This window comes from Nocardioides korecus (genome assembly GCF_054778395.1).
In genome coordinates this window covers 172,172-190,334 of record NZ_BAAGZO010000008.1, presented here as the reverse complement: position 1 = coordinate 190,334, position 18,163 = coordinate 172,172, and the positions used below count along the sequence as shown (strand labels likewise).

The 18,163-nt window shown below is 73.4% G+C and carries 14 protein-coding genes; 7 read left to right on the top strand and 7 right to left on the bottom strand.

Annotation, left to right across the window (positions count from 1 at the left end):
• The first annotated feature begins 353 nt into the window (after positions 1 to 353).
• From ACYVDA_RS16840 to ACYVDA_RS16830, 3 genes are all read left to right on the top strand, one after another.
• Positions 354 to 2,414, top strand: a complete 2,061-nt coding sequence (locus ACYVDA_RS16840) for a DNA gyrase/topoisomerase IV subunit B (RefSeq protein WP_460819619.1) — start codon at positions 354 to 356, stop codon at positions 2,412 to 2,414.
• A 212-nt stretch (positions 2,415 to 2,626) separates the two neighbouring features.
• A complete protein-coding gene (locus ACYVDA_RS16835; RefSeq protein ID WP_460819598.1) occupies positions 2,627 to 3,583 on the top strand; it encodes an arylamine N-acetyltransferase family protein in 957 nt (318 codons plus the stop codon).
• 85 nt (positions 3,584 to 3,668) lie between these two features.
• The gene (locus ACYVDA_RS16830; RefSeq protein ID WP_460819597.1) at positions 3,669 to 3,833 is read left to right on the top strand and encodes a hypothetical protein; all 165 of its coding nucleotides are present in this window, start codon (positions 3,669 to 3,671) and stop codon (positions 3,831 to 3,833) included.
• A gap of 15 nt (positions 3,834 to 3,848) precedes the next feature.
• Here ACYVDA_RS16830 and ACYVDA_RS16825 read toward each other — a convergent pair whose 3' ends face one another.
• From ACYVDA_RS16825 to ACYVDA_RS16810, 4 genes are read right to left on the bottom strand one after another with little or no spacing between them, the layout of a single operon-like run.
• On the bottom strand, positions 3,849 to 4,346 hold the full coding sequence (locus ACYVDA_RS16825) for a beta-class carbonic anhydrase (protein WP_460819596.1): 498 nt from the start codon (positions 4,344 to 4,346) through the stop codon (positions 3,849 to 3,851).
• Between the two features lie 9 nt (positions 4,347 to 4,355).
• Positions 4,356 to 6,170, bottom strand: coding sequence for an MFS transporter (locus ACYVDA_RS16820; RefSeq protein ID WP_460819595.1), 1,815 nt, complete (start codon positions 6,168 to 6,170; stop codon positions 4,356 to 4,358).
• Between the two features lie 14 nt (positions 6,171 to 6,184).
• Positions 6,185 to 6,925 carry an LppX_LprAFG lipoprotein gene (locus tag ACYVDA_RS16815; RefSeq protein ID WP_460819594.1) on the bottom strand — a complete coding sequence of 247 codons (741 nt, stop codon included), beginning with the start codon at positions 6,923 to 6,925 and terminating at the stop codon, positions 6,185 to 6,187.
• 4 nt (positions 6,926 to 6,929) lie between these two features.
• A complete protein-coding gene (locus ACYVDA_RS16810) occupies positions 6,930 to 9,461 on the bottom strand; it encodes a DNA gyrase/topoisomerase IV subunit A (protein WP_460819593.1) in 2,532 nt (843 codons plus the stop codon).
• A 77-nt stretch (positions 9,462 to 9,538) separates the two neighbouring features.
• Between ACYVDA_RS16810 and ACYVDA_RS16805 the strand changes: the two genes are divergently transcribed.
• From ACYVDA_RS16805 to ACYVDA_RS16795, 3 genes are all read left to right on the top strand, one after another.
• Positions 9,539 to 12,253, top strand: a complete 2,715-nt coding sequence (locus ACYVDA_RS16805) for a bifunctional acetate--CoA ligase family protein/GNAT family N-acetyltransferase (RefSeq protein ID WP_460819592.1) — start codon at positions 9,539 to 9,541, stop codon at positions 12,251 to 12,253.
• 91 nt (positions 12,254 to 12,344) lie between these two features.
• Positions 12,345 to 12,947, top strand: a complete 603-nt coding sequence (locus tag ACYVDA_RS16800) for a DUF5998 family protein (protein WP_460819591.1) — start codon at positions 12,345 to 12,347, stop codon at positions 12,945 to 12,947.
• A gap of 4 nt (positions 12,948 to 12,951) precedes the next feature.
• Positions 12,952 to 14,115, top strand: coding sequence for an alkaline phosphatase family protein (locus tag ACYVDA_RS16795; protein ID WP_460819590.1), 1,164 nt, complete (start codon positions 12,952 to 12,954; stop codon positions 14,113 to 14,115).
• A 22-nt stretch (positions 14,116 to 14,137) separates the two neighbouring features.
• Here the strand turns inward: ACYVDA_RS16795 and ACYVDA_RS16790 are convergent, their stop codons facing one another.
• Complete coding sequence (locus ACYVDA_RS16790) at positions 14,138 to 14,791, bottom strand: thymidine kinase (RefSeq protein WP_460819589.1); 654 nt, start codon at positions 14,789 to 14,791, stop codon at positions 14,138 to 14,140.
• A 71-nt stretch (positions 14,792 to 14,862) separates the two neighbouring features.
• On the opposite strand from ACYVDA_RS16790, the gene ACYVDA_RS16785 reads away from it, so the two are divergent.
• On the top strand, positions 14,863 to 15,708 hold the full coding sequence (locus ACYVDA_RS16785) for a sulfurtransferase (RefSeq protein WP_460819588.1): 846 nt from the start codon (positions 14,863 to 14,865) through the stop codon (positions 15,706 to 15,708).
• Between the two features lie 7 nt (positions 15,709 to 15,715).
• Here ACYVDA_RS16785 and ACYVDA_RS16780 read toward each other — a convergent pair whose 3' ends face one another.
• Together ACYVDA_RS16780 and ACYVDA_RS16775 are read right to left on the bottom strand one after the other, a co-directional pair.
• The gene (locus tag ACYVDA_RS16780) at positions 15,716 to 16,027 is read right to left on the bottom strand and encodes a DUF952 domain-containing protein (protein ID WP_460819587.1); all 312 of its coding nucleotides are present in this window, start codon (positions 16,025 to 16,027) and stop codon (positions 15,716 to 15,718) included.
• 32 nt (positions 16,028 to 16,059) lie between these two features.
• On the bottom strand, positions 16,060 to 18,069 hold the full coding sequence (locus ACYVDA_RS16775) for an SDR family oxidoreductase (protein ID WP_460819586.1): 2,010 nt from the start codon (positions 18,067 to 18,069) through the stop codon (positions 16,060 to 16,062).
• Positions 18,070 to 18,163: the final 94 nt, after the last annotated feature.

Below are 18,163 nucleotides of genomic sequence, written 5' to 3'. Positions count from 1 at the left end.
GCCCCGGTGTTGTCGCCGGTCGCGTTCTCGAGTCGCAGTCACAACAGTCAACCACGCTGGATGCTTCCTTCCGTGCCCAGTCCACTGCATGTCACACAGGTGGTCCTGCTCACGTCGTGCGTCGAGTCTGCCCCGCCGATCGGACCTTCACGGCGAAACCGACCAACTCACTCAGGTCGTCTCCTCCTCCAGTGCAGCACACGGCCCAAGCCGGGAGGTGTCGAAACGCCCCGGCTGGTGCGTCTGGGCGGGGGGACGACTCGGTAGATTCACCCCCTGCCCCACCCGCGCGTCCGGCGGCGTCCCCCCGGGACTGCCCGCCCGGCCCGAGACCGACTGCCGAGGTCACCGTCATCGCCGACAACACCTACAACGCTCAGCACCTGCTCGTGCTCGAGGGTCTCGAGGCCGTGCGCAAGCGCCCCGGGATGTACATCGGCTCCACCGACACCCGGGGCCTGATGCACTGCCTGTGGGAGGTCATCGACAACGCGGTCGACGAGGCGCTCGGCGGCTTCTGCACCGCGGTCCGGGTCGTCCTGCACCCCGACGGCTCGGCCGAGGTCCACGACGACGGCCGCGGCATCCCGGTCGACAAGGAGCCCAAGACCGGGTTGTCCGGGGTCGAGGTGGTCTTCACCAAGCTGCACGCGGGCGGCAAGTTCGGCGGGGGCTCGTACGCCGCCACCGGCGGCCTGCACGGCGTGGGTGCCTCGGTGGTGAACGCGCTGTCCGCGCGCCTCGACGTCGAGGTCGACCGCTCCCCGACCACGCGGCGGATGTCGTTCCGACGCGGCGTCCCCGGCGTGTTCGACGGCGAGGGCGCGACCGCGGCCTTCATCGAGGAGTCCGGGCTGCACGCCGGGTCACGCGTCAAGAAGGGCGTCACCGGCACCCGGGTGCGGTTCTGGCCCGACCGCCAGATCTTCACCGCCGACGCCGCGTTCACCTGGGACGACCTGGTCACCCGGGCGCGCCAGACCAGCTTCATCGTCCCCGGCCTCGAGCTCACCCTGGTCGACCGCCGGGCCGAGGAGGAGCGCACGGAGTCCTTCCGCCACGACGGCGGCATCGCCGAGTTCTGCACCTTCCTGGCCCACGACGAGCCGGTCACCGACGTCCTGCGGCTCCAGGGCGCCGACGTGTTCACCGAGACGGTGCCGCTGCTCGACGAGCAGGGCCACATGACCCCCCAGGACGTCGAGCGCGAGCTGGGCGTCGACGTCGCGCTGCGGTGGGGGACCGGCTACGACAGCGAGCTGCGCTCCTTCGTCAACGTGATCTCCACCCCCAAGGGGGGCACCCACGTCAGCGGCTTCGAGGCCGCGCTGACCAAGACCTTCAACGACGCCATGCGGGCCTCGAAGGTGCTCAAGGTCAACGACGCCGACGTGGTCAAGGACGACGTCCTGGAGGGGCTGACCGCGGTGGTCACGGTGCGCCTGGCCGAGCCGCAGTTCGAGGGCCAGACCAAGGAGGTGCTCGGCACCCCGGCCGCCCGCTCGGTGGTGCGCAAGGTCGTGGCCAAGGAGCTCAAGTCGTTCCTCACCTCGACCGCGCGGGGTGAGAAGGCGCAGGCCAAGCTGGTGATGGAGAAGGTCGCCGGCGCGGCCAAGACCCGCCTGGCCGCCCGTGCCCATCGCGACACCCAGCGGCGCAAGAACGCCCTGGAGTCCTCGGCCCTGCCCGCCAAGCTGGCCGACTGCCGGTCCAACGACGTGGACCGCTCCGAGCTGTTCATCGTCGAGGGCGACTCGGCGCTCGGCACCGCCAAGCTGGCCCGGGACTCGGAGTTCCAGGCGCTGCTGCCGATCCGGGGCAAGATCTTGAACGTGCAGAAGGCGACCGTCGCCGACATGCTCAAGAACGCCGAGTGCGCCTCGATCATCCAGGTGGTGGGGGCCGGGTCGGGTCGGACCTTCGACCTCGAGCAGGCCCGCTACGGCCGGATCATCTTCATGGCCGACGCCGACTCCGACGGCGCGCACATCCGCTGCCTGCTGGCGACCCTGTTCTTCAAGTACATGCCCGAGCTGGTCACCTCGGGGCGGCTGTTCACCGCCGTGCCGCCGCTGCACCGCATCGAGCTGACCAACCCCAAGCGCGGCATGGAGAAGTACGTCTACACCTACTCCGACCCCGAGCTGCAGCGGAAGATGGCCGAGCTGACCAAGAAGGGCGTGCGCTGGAAGGACCCGGTGCAGCGCTACAAGGGCCTGGGCGAGATGGACGCCGACCAGCTGGCCGAGACCACGATGGACCCCCGCCAGCGCACGCTGCGCCGCATCACCGCCGACGACGCCGCCCAGGCCGCCGACGTGTTCGAGCTGCTGATGGGCTCCGAGGTCGCACCCCGCAAGGACTTCATCGTGGCCGGCGCCTACGAGGTGGACGCCGACACCATCGACGCCTGACCGGGGTCCCGGGGCTGACCGGCCGGTCTCGCCCGCCCCCTACCTGACACCTGCCTGACAGGCGGCCCGACACGGGCGAGCGTCCCGTGACGTGGCTAGACCAGAAGCGGACAGAACGCCGCAGAGTCGGGCATGCGCGGACGGGCGCGGACACGCGGTGGTAGACCTTGTCTCGACTAGTGGACCTTCTCGGGTGTGGCAGTGGAGACGTGATGAGAGCCGAGCCCCTGGGGGCGCCCGCCGAGGGCCTTGCCGACGAGGCGACGACCCCGCCCGTGGCGGGGATCGCCGCCCTCGCGGTGGCGGGGCTGCCGCCCCTGGTGGGCCCCGCCCCGACCGGCGGGTCCCTCTCCGAGGAGCAGCTGGTGCAGGCCTACCTCGCCGAGCTGCAGGTGCCGTCCGGCGCGCCCAGCCGCGAGCAGCTGCTCGCCCTGCACCGGGCCCACGTGCTGCGGTTCCCGCACGACACCATCTGGAAGTCGCGCGGTCGCGTCCCTGAGCTGACCGAGGAGTCGCTGGTGCGGGCGGTCGTGTCGGGGGAGGGCGGCGGCTGCGTGCACCTGAACAGCTCGTTCGTCTGGCTGCTGACCCGGCTGGGGTACGACGCGAGCCTGCACCTCTCGCGCGTGCAGCGGGGCTTCGACAGCCGGCCCGGCGCCCGTCCCGACGCCCACGCCGTGGTCCTGGTCCGGGTGGAGGGGACGACCTGGTTCTGCGACGTCGGCCTGGGCAACGGGCCCCTGGACTGCTTCCCGCTGGCCGAGGGGGAGGTCCACCAACCGGGGGGCTTCAGCTACGCGCTGGCCCGGGCCGCCGAGCCCGGGCGGTGGGTGTTCCGGCACGACCGTCGCCTGGCCGCCATCCGGCTGCTGGACTTCGCGGAGGCGCCGGCCCGCCTGGAGGACTTCGCGACCGGGTTCGCGTTCGACAGCACCCACCCCGAGTCGCCGTCCCTGCGGCACCTGTCGGTGAACCGGCGACGGGTCGACGGGGTGTCGGTGCTCAGCGGGCACGCCTGGGTCGAGCACGGTCCGGCGGGACGCTCGATGCGACGGGTGACCAGCGCCGAGGAGTGGGAGCGCCTGCTGCGGGAGGACATGGGCCTGCTGCTGCCGGGCCTCACCGTGGACGAGCGCGACCGCCTGTGGGAGAAGGCCGGCCGGGTCTGACCGGCGTACGCGCCCCGGGTGCGTGCACAGCGGACGCCCAGCCGCCGCCCGGGCGGTCCACAGCCGCGCGTCGCACGCTGCTGTCATGAGCCAGCACCGCATCCGCAGGAGCATCGCCGCCGTCCTCACCGCCGCGGCCGTCGGGGTCGTCGGCATCGGGGCGGTGGCCCCCGAGACCGCCCAGGCGGCCGGGGTCGTCGTCGAGCACCGGGCCTGGGGCACCGGGCTCACCACCGACCGCGACGACTAGCGGGGCCGCCCCACCTCAGACGCGCTGGTCGAGCAGGCCGGTGTCGACGTCGTAGATGAACCCGCCGACCTTGACCGAGTCGGGGATCAACGGGTGGGAGCGCACCTTGTGGACGTCGTCGAGGAGCGCGGCCTCCTGGTCGGTGACCACGCCGAAGGTCTGCCACGAGGCGTCCTGGCCGGCCGAGGCCGAGACCCGCTCGCGCAGCTCCTCCAGGGTCGAGGAGGCCATCGCGCAGCGCGTGTGCGGCGCGATCAGGATCCGCTCGACCCGCAGCAGGTGCACGCCCAGCACGAGGGCCTCCAGGGCCTGAGGGGTCACGCGGCCGCCGGGGTTGCGGAAGATCTTGGCGTCGCCGGGCGACAGCCCGAGCATGCGCAGCGGGTCGATCCGGGAGTCCATGCAGGTCACCAGCGCGACGCCGGCGCGCGCGACGCCGTCGAAGCCGGCGCCGTCGAAGGTCTCGGCGAAGGTGCGGTTAGCGGACAGCAGGTCGTCGAAGTCGGAGGCCATGGCGGGATGTTAGGCCGGTGGCACCGGGGTCGCCACCGCGGCCCCTGCCCCGGTCGCGGCGCGGGTCTGCGCGCCGCGGAAGCACACCAGCGCGAGCAGACCGGCGACGATCGCGCACCCGCAGGCACCCAGGAAGATCGCCTGGAGCTGCTCGATGCCGGCCAGCTCCACCAGACGGGTGTACGCCGGGCACCGGGTGCTGCTGCCCCCGCACACGCTGGTCGCGCTGGGCAGGTCGGTCTGGACGGCGTAGTAGCGGCGCAGCCCGATCGTGGTGAGTGCCGAGACCCCGATCAGCATGCCGACCATCCGCGCCACGACGAGCAGGGCGCTGGTGACGCCGTGGACGCGGTCCTCGGTGCCCGCGAGCAGGGCCGCGTTGACGGGGGCGAGCGCGAGGCCGAAGCCCAGGCCGGTGCCGGCCAGCACCGCCGAGCTGCTGAGGTGGGCCAGGGAGTCGGGACCCCACCCGGACATGACGGCGAACCCGGCCGCGGCGAGCCAGGTGCCGGCCGCCGTGATCACCCCGGCGGGGGCCCGGCGCACGAGCCAGCCGCCGAGGAGCGCGCCGACGGGCAGGGCCACCAGCAGCTCGACGAGCACGAGGGCCGACTTCAGCTGCGACCCGTCGGCGACCGTGATCCGGGCCAGGATCGGCACGTCCACGAGCGCCGCGATCAGCGCCGCCCCGACGAAGAAGCTCACCAGGAGCGACCCCCACGCCGACCGGCTCGCCAGGGAGCCCCGGGGGACCAGCGGCTCGGCGACCCGTCGGGAGTGCACGACGAAGGCGACCGCGCCGACCAGCGCCAGGGCGAGGTACCAGGGGCCCGCCTCGGAGAGCACCTGCACCGCGGGGTCGGCGGTGGCGAAGGCCAGGATCACCCCGCCCAGCGCCACGGCGAGCAGCCCGGCGCCGACGACGTCGGCCTCGCGGACCGAGCCCCACCAGCCGCGCAGGTCGACCAGCGGGCGCGGGGCCACGGCCCGCGGGGCCACCAGCAGCCAGGCCACGAGGGCGGCCGCCGCGACGACCGTGGCCAGGCCCAGGGGGGAGGCCCACACCGAGCCGCCGGTCGAGAACGGCACGAACGGGCCGCCCCACGCGACCGAGGTGACCAGGGAGTCGGGCTGGCGCATCACCAGCAGCAGCAGGGTCAGCGCCAGGACCAGCAGCAGGATCCCCACGACGTCGGGTTGGGCCCGCCGGGGTCGGTGGACCCGCTCGTGGCCCGGTCCGCCGTCCGGCCCGGCCCGCCGGGCCAGGGCGGCCACGGCGGCGGCCAGGACCAGCCCGGCGGCCAGGTTGATCCAGAAGATGTCGCGCCAGGTGCCGACCGCGAGCACGACGGCGCCGTACAGGGGGCCCAGGACGCTGCCCAGCTCCTGCACGGCCCCCACGATCCCCAGCGGCACCCCGCGCCGCTCGGCGGGGTAGAGGTCGGCCACCAGCGCGAGCGTCACCGGGACCAGGCCGCCGCCGCCGACGCCCTGGAGGAAGCGCCCGGTCACCAGCGACCCCAGATCGTACGCCGCGGCGGTGACCAGCGAGCCGAACGCGAAGACCAGCAGCGCCGCGACCAGCACGGGCGTGCGACCCCGCACGTCGGCGACCCGGCCGACCAGCGGGAGCATCGCGACGTACCCCAGCAGGAAGCCGCTCAGGATCGGGGCGGCGCGCTGGAGCTGGTCGACCCCGAGGCCGACCGAGCCCATCATGTCGGGCAGCGAGAGCACCACCACGTAGGTGTCGGCGGCGGCGAAGGCGACGGCGACCGCCGCCAGTCCCAGCAGGACCCGGCTCGCGGCCGGGGGGCGCTCCATGCGGTGCGGCCGGCTCAGCCGGCGGCGGGAGCGGTGACGGTCACCGGCTTGTCGTAGCCGCTGAACGTGGCGTTGTAGGTGACGTCGCCGCCGCCCGAGAAGAACGGGCCGGTGATCTTGACCGTCTGGGCGTGGCCCGAGGAGTCGACGCCGACGACGGTGGCGTACTTCTGGCCCGCGTCGGCGCTGGGGATGATCTGCTTCACCGCCGACCCCGGGAGCTGCCCGGTGTAGGTGGTCAGCACCGAGCCGGCGCTGCGGACCTGCTTGCCCCGGGCCAGGCCTTGGATCTTGGTCAGCAGCGAGGAGAGCCCGACCTTGCTGTCGGCGAACTGCGCGGGGTCGGGGGCGCCGTACTCCTTGGGGTCGATCACGGAGAACTTGGTCTGCAGCGGGAGCCGGGCGTAGACCTTGCCGCCGACCGAGGTGATCGGGACGGTCGCGGTCAAGCCGCTGAGGACCACCTTGACGTCACCCTGGAAGGCCGGGGCGCGGGTGACGGTGCCGGTGGCCGCCAGGACGCCGTTGCCGCTCGTGGGCACCGAGGTCGTCGACAGCGCCACCTGGACGCTGCGGGCGGCGTCGAACTGCTTCTTGGCCTTGGCCATCACCGCGGCCGGGCTGGGCCCGGCGTCCTTCGTCGCCGACCCGCCGCACCCGGCCAGGACCAGCAGACAGGCGACCAGCGCGGCGAGGACCGCCGCGGAGGGGCCGCGCGTGGAGCGCGACGGGAGCAGGTGGGGACGGGGAGGCATGGCCTCAGCCTGCCACGTCGGGGTCCACGCCCGGGGCCGCGTCTGCGGCGTCGTCGGGCGCGTCGTCGGGTGAGGTGGTCGCCGCTCCCAGCAGGACGGCCACCGGGGCGGCGACCGCCACCACCGGCTGGCTGCCCGGGACGCCGGACCCGTCGCGGCGCGCCACGGGCTCGGGCAGCTCGACCGGGGTGCCGCTGTCGGCGGCGGCCAGCGCCGGCGCCGGGCCGGCCCAGGCGAGGACCAGCCGGTCCTCCCCGCGCAGGAACCGGTGGCAGCGCACGCCGCCGGTCGCGCGCCCCTTGGCGGGGTACTCCGTGAACGGCGTGACCTTGACCGAGCCGGTCTCGGTGCCGGGCAGGGCGCTGGACGCCCCCGAGACCGTCACGGCGACGGCGGTGGTGGGGTCGAGGGCGGTGAAGGAGACCACGCGGGCCGCGGGGCCCAGCTTGACGCCCGCGATGCCGCCGCCGGCCCGTCCCTGGGGGCGCACGCCGGAGGCCGCGAAGTGGAGCAGCTGGGCGTCGCTGGTGACGAAGCACAGGTGCTCGTCGCCGGTGCGCAGCTCGACGGCCCCGACGACCTCGTCGCCGTCCTTGAGCGCGATGACGTCCCACTCGTCCTTGTTGCTCGGGTGCTCGGGCGTCACCCGCTTGACCACGCCCTGGCGGGTGCCCAGGGCCAGGCCCACGGAGTCGGGGTCGAGGCTGGTCAGGCCCAGCGCCCGCTCGCCGTCGAGGGCGACGAACTCCCCGACGGGGGCGCCCCCCTGGAGGTGGGGGTGGTGGGCGGTGCTGGGCAGCGTGGGCAGGTCGAGGACCGGGAGCTTGACCAGCCGGCCGGCCGAGGTCAGCACGCCGACCTCGCCGCGCGCGGTGGCCGGCACGGCGGAGACCACGACGTCGTGCCGGGCCCGGCCGCCCTCGTCGCCCACGGGCTCGCGCGAGGTGGTGCGCGCCAGCAGGCCCGAGGAGGAGAGCAGCACGTAGCAGGGGTCGTCGGCGACCTCCAGCGGCGTCGCGGAGGCCTTGGCCGTCTGGCCCGAGGACTCCAGGAGGACGGTGCGGCGCGGTGTTCCGTAGGTCTTCGAGACCTCGGCGAGCTCGGTCGACACGACCTCGCGCAGCTTCTGGTCGTCGCCCAGGATCTCCTCCAGCGCGGCGATGGTGGCCCGGAGCTCCTCGGCCTCCTGGTCGAGCTCGAGCTTGGAGAAGCGGGTCAGGCGCCGCAGCGGCATGTCCAGGATGTACGTCGCCTGCACCTCGCTGAGGTCGAAGACGGCGACCAGGCGTCCGCGGGCCTGCTCGGCGTTGTCGCTGGAGCGGATCAGCGCGATCACCTCGTCGATGTCGAGGATCGCGGTGAGCAGGCCCTCCACCAGGTGCAGCCGGTCGGCGGCCTTGCCGCGGCGGAAGGTCGAGCGACGGCGCACGACCTCGAAGCGGTGGGCCAGGAAGACCTCGAGCATCTCCTTCAGCCCCAGGGTGCGGGGCTGCCCGTCGACCAGGGCGACGGCGTTGATCGCGAAGGACTCCTCCAGCGGGGTGCTCTTGTACAGCTGCTCCAGGAGCGCCTCGGGGTGGAACCCGTTCTTGACCTCGATCACCAGCTGCAGGCCCTTGCTGCGGTCGGTGAGGTCCTTGACGTCGGCGATGCCCTGGAGCTTCTTGGCCAGCACCAGCTTCTTGATCGCGGCGATCACCCGCTCGGTGCCCACGGCGTACGGCAGCTCGGTGACCACGATGCCCTTGCGGCGCGCGGTGACGCTCTCGATGCGGGTCGTCGCGCGCATCCGGAAGCTGCCGCGGCCGGTCTCGTAGGCGTCGCGGATGCCGTCGAGGCCGATGATCTTGCCGCCGCCGGGCAGGTCGGGGCCCGGCACGAAGCGCATCAGCGCGTCGAGGTCGGCGTCGGGGTTCTTGACCAGGTGGCGCAGCGCCTGGACGACCTCGACGAGGTTGTGCGGGGCCAGGTTGGTGGCCATCCCCACCGCGATCCCGGCGGCGCCGTTGACCACGAGGTGGGGGATCGCGGCCGGGAGGACCGAGGGCTCGAGCTCGCGCCCGTCGTAGTTGGGCCGGAAGTCGACGGTGTCCTCGTCGATGCTCGCCGTCATCGCGACGGCGGCCGGGGCCATCCGGGCCTCGGTGTAGCGCATCGCGGCCGGAGGGTCGTCGGGGGAGCCGAAGTTGCCGTGGCCGTCGACGGTGGGCAGCCGCATCGCGAAGGACTGCGACATCCGCACCAGGGCGTCGTAGATCGCGCCGTCGCCGTGGGGGTGGAACCGGCCCATGACCTCACCCACGACGCGGGAGGACTTCACGTGCCCGCGGTCGGGACGCAGGTTCATGTCGTGCATCGCGTAGAGGATCCGGCGCTGCACGGGCTTGAGGCCGTCGCGGGCGTCGGGCAGGGCGCGGGAGTAGATGACCGAGTAGGCGTACTCCAGGAAGCTGGTGCGCATCTCGTCGCCGACGTCGATGTCGACGATGTGCTCCTCGAAGTCCTCGGGGGGCGGCGGTGCGCTGCGTCGGGCCATGGGCGGGATTCTCTCCTGCGCGCCTCCGGCTTCGTGCGACGGGCACGCCGTTCGCCGCCGGACGGTACATTTCAGCCGTGACCGCACAGGACACGGACCCCGCCGTCGCCCCTCGGGACTACCCCGAGCACTGGGAGGCCGACGTCCTCCTGCGCGACGGTCGGACCGCCCACCTGCGGCCGATCTTGCCCGAGGACGCCGAGAACCTGGTCGACTTCTACGCCCTGGTCTCGGACCAGTCGAAGTACTTCCGCTTCTTCGCCCCGATGCCGCAGCTCTCGGCTCGCGACGTGGAGCGGTTCACCAACGTCGACCACCGCGACCGGGTGGCGCTGGTGCTCACCGTCGCGCAGAAGATCATCGCCGTGGGCCGCTACGACGTCGTCAGCAAGGGCCTGGCCGAGGTCGCCTTCCTGGTCCAGGACGCCCACCAGGGCCGCGGCGCCGGCCAGCTGCTGCTGGAGCACCTGGCCCAGGCCGGCCGCGAGCGCGGTGTCGACCGCTTCGTGGCCGAGGTGCTGCCGGACAACCGCCGGATGATCCAGGTCTTCCGCGAGCAGGGGTACGTCGTCAAGGGCGGGTGGGACGACGGGGTGATGCACCTGGAGTTCGACATCGACCCGACCGAGACCTCGATGGGGGTGATCGCGGCCCGCGAGCACCGCTCCGAGGCGGCCTCGATCGCGGCCTTCCTCAACGCCCGCAGCGTCGCGGTGATCGGGGCCTCGCGCCGCAGCGACACGATCGGGTCGGTGCTGGTGCGCAACCTGGTGCTCGGTGACTACGCGGGCCGGGTGTACGTCGTGAACCCGGCCGCCGACGCGGTGGCCGGCATGCCGGCGTACGGCTCGGTGGGGGAGATCCCCGGTGACGTCGACGTCGCGATCGTCGCGGTGCCGGCCGACAAGGTGCAGGACGTCGTGCTCGACTGCGCCGCCAAGGGCGTGCACGGCCTGATCGTGATCTCCAGCGGCTTCGCCGAGACCGGCGAGGAGGGCCGCAAGCGCCAGCGCAAGCTGGTCGGGCTGGCGCGCTCCTACGGCCTGCGGCTGATCGGCCCCAACTGCCTGGGCGTGATCAACACCGCCTCCGACGTCTCGCTCAACGCCTCCCTGGCCCCGCTGATGCCGCCGCGCGGACGGGCCGGCTTCTTCTGCCAGTCCGGTGCCCTCGGCACCGCGATCCTGGAGAAGGTCCGCGGGCGCGGGCTGGGCCTGTCGACCTTCGTCAGCGCCGGCAACCGCGCCGACGTCTCGGGCAACGACCTGCTGCAGTACTGGGAGGAGGACGAGGCCACCGAGGTGATCCTGCTCTACCTGGAGTCCATCGGGAACCCGCGCAAGTTCTCCCGGATCGCCCGGCGGGTCTCGCGCTCCAAGCCGATCGTGGCGGTCCGCTCGGGCCGCACCACCCAGGGCGTGCCGATGGGGCACGCCGTACGTCAGATCGCGGCGCCGCCCGAGGCGGTGGACGCGATGTTCCGCCAGGCCGGGATCCTCCAGGTGGACACGCTCGAGGAGATGTTCGACGTCGCCCAGCTGCTGGCCCACCAGCCGCTGCCCTCGGGCGGACGGGTGGCGATCGTCGGCAACTCCGACGCCCTCGGCCTGCTCGCCGTCGACGCCGCCGCCGCCAGCGGCCTGACCGTCACCAGCGCCACCGCGCTCGGGGCCGAGGCCACGGCCGAGGACTTCGAGGACGCGCTGGACGCGGCCATCGACGACGACCACGTCGACGCGGTCGTCGCGGTCTACATCCCGCCGCTGGACGCCGGCGGCGAGGAGGTCGCCAACGTCCTGGCCGCCGTCGGCGAGCAGTCCGACAAGCCGCTGGTCTCGACCTTCCTGGGGCGCGAGGGCGTCCCGGAGCTGCTCCGCGTGCCCGACCTGTCCGGCCACACCGCCGGTCGCGGCTCGGTGCCGTCCTACCCCGCCGTCGAGGCAGCCGTGCGCGCCCTGGCCCGCGTCGTGGAGTACGCCGCGTGGCTCAAGCGCCACGACGACGCCCCGAGCGTGCTGGACGGGGTCGACGTGGACGCCGCGACCCGCCAGGTCAACGAGGTCCTGATGCACTCCCCGGAGGGTCGCGAGCTCGACGACGCCGAGCTGCAGCAGCTGCTCGGCCACTACGGCGTCGACCTGTGGGAGCGCGTGCACGTCGCCGACCTCGACGAGGCCGTCGCCGCGGGCGAGCGCCTGGGCTGGGACGTCGTGCTCAAGGCGACCGCCGAGCGGCTGCGCCAGCGTCCGGACCTCGCCCACGTTTGGCGCAACATCGACGACCCCGAGGACATGCGCGACGCCTGGGAGTCGCTCCAGACCAGCATCTCCGACGCCTCCGAGGCCGAGTTCGTCGTGCAGCGCACCGCGGCGCCCGGGGTGCCCGTGGCCATCGCCGGGCTCGAGGACCCGCTGTTCGGCCCCGCGGTCTCCTTCGGCATCTCCGGGGCGCTGACCGACCTCGTCGGCGACCGCGCCTACCGGATCCCCCCGATCAGCGCGCTGGACGCCTCCGAGACCGTCCGGTCGATCAAGGCCGCACCGCTGCTGTTCGGCTACCGCGGCAGCGAGCAGGTCGACGTCGCGGCGGTCGAGGACCTGATGCGCCGGGTCGCCCAGCTCAAGATCGACCTGCCCCAGCTGCTCCAGATCGACCTCGAGCTGGTCCACGCCTCGGCCGCCGGGGTCACGGTCCTGCACGCGGCCGGCCGGGTGGCGCCGGTCACCGACGCCCGGTCCGACCTGTTCGTGCGGCGCCTCACCGCCCCCGCCGGTGACACCGTCCCCGGCTGAGGTCGGAGCCGAGGTCAGGGCCGAGGTCGGGCCCGCCCGGGCTGCTCCGGGTGATCGGGGGAGCACCCCGTCCGCGTGACAGACTGCCCCCATGCGTCCCGCGACCTCCCGTGACACCTCCCGCGACCGGCTCGGCGACCTCGTCGCCACCATCGAGCAGACGGGCTACTACCCGCAGGTCGTCGCGGCCGGCGTCCGGGCCGCCGTCGCCGGTGAGCAGGTCGCGTCGTTCCTGGTCCACCACGAGCCGACCATCGACCGCGACGAGGTGCGTCGCCACATCACGGTCGTGGTGCTGACCGCGACCCGGATGATCCTGTGCCACACCGACGAGCACGCCCCCGACGACCTGCTCCCCGAGCCCTACACCTCGACCTCGACCGAGGCGATCCGGCTCTCCTCGGTGCGCTCGGTCGTGGTGAACCGGATGGTGGCCAACCCGGCCACCTTCGCCGGTCGTGGCGAGCCGGCCCCGATCGAGGCCGTCCTGACCGTCGGCTGGGGCGGGGTCAGCCGCATCGACCTGGAGCCGGCCGGCTGCGCCGACCCCGAGTGCGAGGCCGACCACGGCTACACCGGCATGCTCGCCGGCGACGACTTCTCGCTGCGGGTCAGCTCCGCGGCCGACGGCCAGGGCGCGGTCGACGACCTGCTGGCCTTCTCGGAGTCGCTCTCGGCCCGCACCCAGGGCTGAGCGCGTGACGCCGGCTCCTGGCCCGGGCGCCCCCGCGGGCTTCGTCGAGCCCGACTACTCCGGCTCCGGCCCGCGCGCCACCCTGGGCGACGTGCTGCCCGCCGTGGCCGGCGCCCTCGGGGTCCCGGTCGGGTTCCACGCGACCTCGCTCTCGCTGCCCCCGGCCCCGGCGTACGTCGTGGTGCTGGTGGACGGCCTCGGCCACGACCTGCTGGCCGAGCACCGGGCCCAGGCGCCGTTCCTGCACGACCTGCTCGGTGCCGGCGGTGCCGTGCCGGCGACCTGCGGGGTGCCCAGCACCACCGCCACCTCGCTGACCTCGCTGGGCACCGCGCTCACCCCGGGGCAGCACGGCCTGGTCGGCTTCACCTCGCGGGTGCCGCAGACCGGCGAGCTGCTCAACTCGCTGTTCTGGGACCGGCCCGTGGACCCGCTGGACTGGCAGCCGCACCCGACCGCGTTCGCCCGGCTCGAGGCCGCGGGCGTGCGGACCACGGTGGTCTCCAGGCGCGAGTTCGCCGGCTCCGGCCTGACCCGCTGCGGCCAGCGCGGGGCGGCGTACGCCGGGGCCGACGACGTCGCCGAGCGCACCGCCGCCGCGGTGGCGGCCTCGCGGCAGCGCCCCTCGGTGACCTACGTCTACGACGGCGACCTGGACTGGCACGGCCACCGCGCGGGCGTGGACTCCCAGCGCTGGCGCGGCCAGCTGCGCGAGATCGACGAGGACGTCCAGGAGCTCCGCGAGGAGCTCCCCGACGAGGTGCGGCTGGTCGTCGTGGCCGACCACGGCATGATCGACTCCTCGCCCGCGACGCACGTCGACGTCGACTCCGTGCCCGGGCTGCGCGACGGGGTCTCGCTGCTGGGCGGGGAGGCGCGCTTCCGCCACGTCTACTGCCACCCCGGCGCGGCCGACGACGTGGCCGCGACCTGGGCCGGGACCCTGGGCGACAAGGCGGTGGTGCTCACCCGGGAGGCCGCCGTCGAGCGGGGCTGGTTCGGGCCGGTGGAGGGCGACGTGCGTCGGCGCCTGGGTGACGTGGTCGTGGCCGCGCGCGACGACTGGGCCCTGATGAGCTCCCGCGACTTCGCCTACGAGATGACGCTGGTCGGCCTGCACGGCTCGCTGACGCCCCGGGAGATGCACATCCCGGTCCTGGTCTGCTGAGACCCGCGGGACCGGGCGCCGCTCAGGACCCGCCGAAGGGCAGCGGCTCGGCGATCATCGAGATCGCCCGCGCCCGGGCGGCGGTCATCCGGCGCCGGTGGTGCGCGCGGCAGAGCACCTCGTACGCCGTCTGGGCCGGCTCGTGGGCCTCGACGTCGCCCACGACCACCTGCGCGCCCTCGACCACCATCTCGCCGTCGACCGTGCGCGCGTTGTGGGTGGCCCGTCGTCCGCACCAGCACAGCGCCTCGACCTGGAGGACGTTCATCCGGTCGGCGAGCTCGACCAGCCGGCGCGAGCCCTCGAAGAGCTCGGTGCGGAAGTCGGTGAGGATGCCGAAGGCGAAGACGTCGAGCTGGAGCTCGTCGACGATCTTGGCCAGCTGCTCGACCTGCGGGCCGGTGTAGAACTGGGCCTCGTCGCAGATCAGGTAGTCGATCCGCGCGCCGTGGGTGAGCTGGTCGACCACGTAGCGCCAGAAGTCGAAGTCCTCCTCGACCTCGATGGCGTCGTGGGTCAGCCCCAGGCGCGAGGAGATCAGCGCCTGGCCGGCCCGGTCGTGGGTGGTGAAGATCCGTCCCACCCGGCCGCGGGCGGCGTGGTTGTGGTTGGTCTGCAGGGCGAGCGTGCTCTTGCCCGAGTCCATGGTGCCGGTGAAGAACTGGAGTTCGGCCACGGGGGATGAAGATACGCGGGGTCGGCGCGGGCCGCGAGCCGGGTCACCCGGGTCTGGGGCACGATCGGGTCATGACCACGCTCGACGAGACGCCCGTGCCCTCCCCGCTGATCGGCGTCGCCGAGCTGGCCGCCGACCTGGTCGGGACCACCGTCCTGGACGTCCGCTACCGGATGGGAGGTCCGCCCGGGGCGCGGCAGTTCGCGGCCGGCCACGTGCCGGGAGCGGCGTACGTCGACCTGGACCGGGACCTGGCCGCCCCTCCTGGCGCGCGCGGTCGTCACCCGCTGCCCGACGTCGCGTCGTTCGAGGCGGCCATGCGGGCGGCCGGCGTGAGCGACGACCGCCCCGTGGTGGTCTACGACGACTGGCAGGGGCGCGCGGCGGCCCGCTGCTGGTGGCTGCTGCGATGGGCCGGGCACACCGACGTACGCGTGCTGGACGGCGGGTGGGGCGCCTGGACCGGGGCCGGGGAGGAGGTCTCGGGCGAGGACGTGCGCCCCGAGCCCGGTGACTTCACCGCGCGCCCCGGCAGCCTGCCCGTGCTCGCGCCCGAGGACGTCCTGGGCGTGGCCGAGGGCGGGCTGCTCCTCGACGCCCGCGACCCGGCGCGCTTCCGCGGCGAGACCGAGCCCGTCGACCCCGTGGCCGGCCACGTCCCGGGCGCGGTGAACGTGCCGACCGGCGCCAACCTGGCGCCCGACGGCCGGTTCCTGCCCGCCGACCGGCTGCGGGAAGTGTACGCCGACGCGGCGGGCCGCCCGGGCCACACCGTCGGCGTCTACTGCGGCTCGGGGGTCACCGCGACCCACGACCTGCTCGCGCTGGCGGCGGCGGGATTGGACGGCGTGCTCTACCCCGGCTCGTGGAGCGAGTGGGTGGCCGACCCGGACCGCCCGGTGGCCACCGGGGAGTAGCCGCGGGTCAGCGGTCGACCGGACGCACCTCGACCACCGCGGCGGGCGAGAGCGGGCCGATCACGTGGGGGAAGGTGTCCTCGCCGACCGGGTCCTCGCGCCACGGCACGTCGAGCAGGTCGGTGTCCACGACGAGCAGGACCAGCGGCTCGGTGACGTCGGCGTAGTAGCGCTCCAGCACCCCGTCGACCTGGTCGGCCCGCGCGGCGTGCAGGAACCCCACATCCTCCAGCGAGGCGCCCCGGGTGGAGGTGGTGTAGCGGCCGACCTCCTGGGCGTGCGCCCAGTCCGCCGCGGTCGCGACGTGGTGGATCAGCACCGGTTCACCGGCGCCCGCTCACCCGCACCGGCTCACCAGTGCACGCCCTTGAGCAGGCGGGCCAGCATCAGCTGCTCGCTCTCGGACTTGCCGGCGCCGCCCGACTGGCCCTTGGCGGCGGAGGAGTCCGGGAACACCTGGTAGGCCAGGTGCAGCACCTTGAACGCCGTCTTGGGGGCCAGGTAGTGCGCCAGCGCGCCCAGGCTGCCGGTGAGCGTGTTGATCTCGTGCGGGCGCTCGACCAGGGCGGTGATCACCTTCTGCGCCGCCTGGCCGGGGGAGATGGTGGGGAACCGGTCGTAGAGCTTGGTCGGGGCGATCATCGGCGTGCGCACCAGCGGCATGTGGATGCTGGTGAAGGAGATCCCGTCGCCGACCAGCTCGCTGGAGACCACGTTGCTCCAGGCGTCGAGCGCGGCCTTGGAGGCGACGTACGCCGAGAACCGCGGCGGGTTGGTCAGCACCCCGATGGAGGAGATGTTCACGACGTGCCCGGACTGCTGGGCGCGCATGGTGGGCAGCAGCCCCATGATCAGCCGGATCGCGCCGAAGTAGTTGAGCTGCATGGTGCGCTCGAAGTCGTGGAAGCGCTCCTCGCTGAGCTTCAGCGAGCGCCGGATCGAGCGACCGGCGTTGTTGACCACGAAGTCGATGTGCTCGAAGTCCTCCGACAGCTGCTTGGTGAGCGTGTCGATGGCGTCGAGGTCGGAGAGGTCGCACGGGTAGGAGTACGCCGTCCCGCCCTGGCTCTCGATCAGGCGGCGGGTGGCCTCGAGCTTTTCTGCCCCGCGGGCCACCAGGATCGGCACACCGCCGGCCTTCGCGATCTGCACGGCCGTGACCAGGCCGATCCCGGAGGAGGCGCCGGTGATGACCACGGTCTTGTTGGCCAGCGCGCGCACGGCGGCGGTGTCGTTCTTGATGGAGTCGTCGAGCATCTCCTCCCACCACGACCACAACGTCGAGGCGTAGGAGTCCAGGTCGGGCACCGAGATGCCGGAGCCGCTGAGCGCCTTCTCGGTCGAGCGCGAGGCGTAGACGGTGGGGAAGGAGACGTGCTCGAGGACCTCCGGCGGGATGCCGATGCGGCCGATGGTCTGGCGCAGGGCCAGGTTGACCGGGGCCGTGCGCAGGGCCGCCCCGAGCAGGTTCGCGGGCTGCAGCGCGCGCGGCAGGACGGCCGTGGGCAGCTTGGAGGTCACGCTGCGGTCGATCGGCACGGCGAACTGCGGGGCCTTCGCGGCCGCGGCGAAGGTGTTGATCAAGCCGACCGTGCTCTGCGGCTCGGGGTTGACCAGGTGGAAGGCCTGGCCGTCCAGGCCGGGCTTGTGGGCCAGGTGGTCCATCGCCCGGGCCACGTAGTCGACCGGCACCACGTTGGTGTCACCGAGGTCCACGCCGACCAGCGGGACCCAGCCGGGCAGGGTGTCGCGCAGCAGCTTGAGCAGGCCGAAGAAGTAGTAGGGCCCGTCGATCTTGTCCATGGCGCCGGTCTCGGAGTCGCCCACGACCACGGCCGGGCGGTAGACCCGCCACGGGACGGTGCTCTCCTCGCGGACGATCTTCTCGGACTCGAACTTGGTCCGGTGGTACGGCGAGGGCAGCCGCTGCCCCTCGTCGAACATGGTCTCGTCGAAGACGCCCTTGTAGTCGCCGGCCGCCGCGATCGAGGAGACCTGGTGGAAGCAGCCGACCTCGAGGCGGTCGGCGAGCTCGACGGCGTGGCGGGTGCCGCCGACGTTGAGCTTGTCGTTCATCTCGTCGGTCGCGGTCATGTCGTAGATCGCGGCGAGGTGGAAGAAGTGGTCGACGTCGCCGACGTGGGCCTTCACCCAGCCCGGGTCCACCCCGAGCCCGGGCTCGCCGAGGTCGCCGATGACGGGGGTGACCCGGTCCGAGCCCCACTGCTCGACCAGCGCCTCCATCCGGCCGCGCGAGCCCTCGCGGCAGAGCACGAAGACCTCGCCCTCGCGGTGGTCGAGGATCTCCTGCACGAGGTAGCGACCGATGAAGCCGGTCGCGCCGGTGACGAAGTAGGCCATGGTCGATGCACCGCTCTCGGGTAGTTCTCGCTCAGCAGGTTTGACGTGCCATTGAACCGCCCTGGGCGGACGGGGTCACGTGCTGCGCGACATT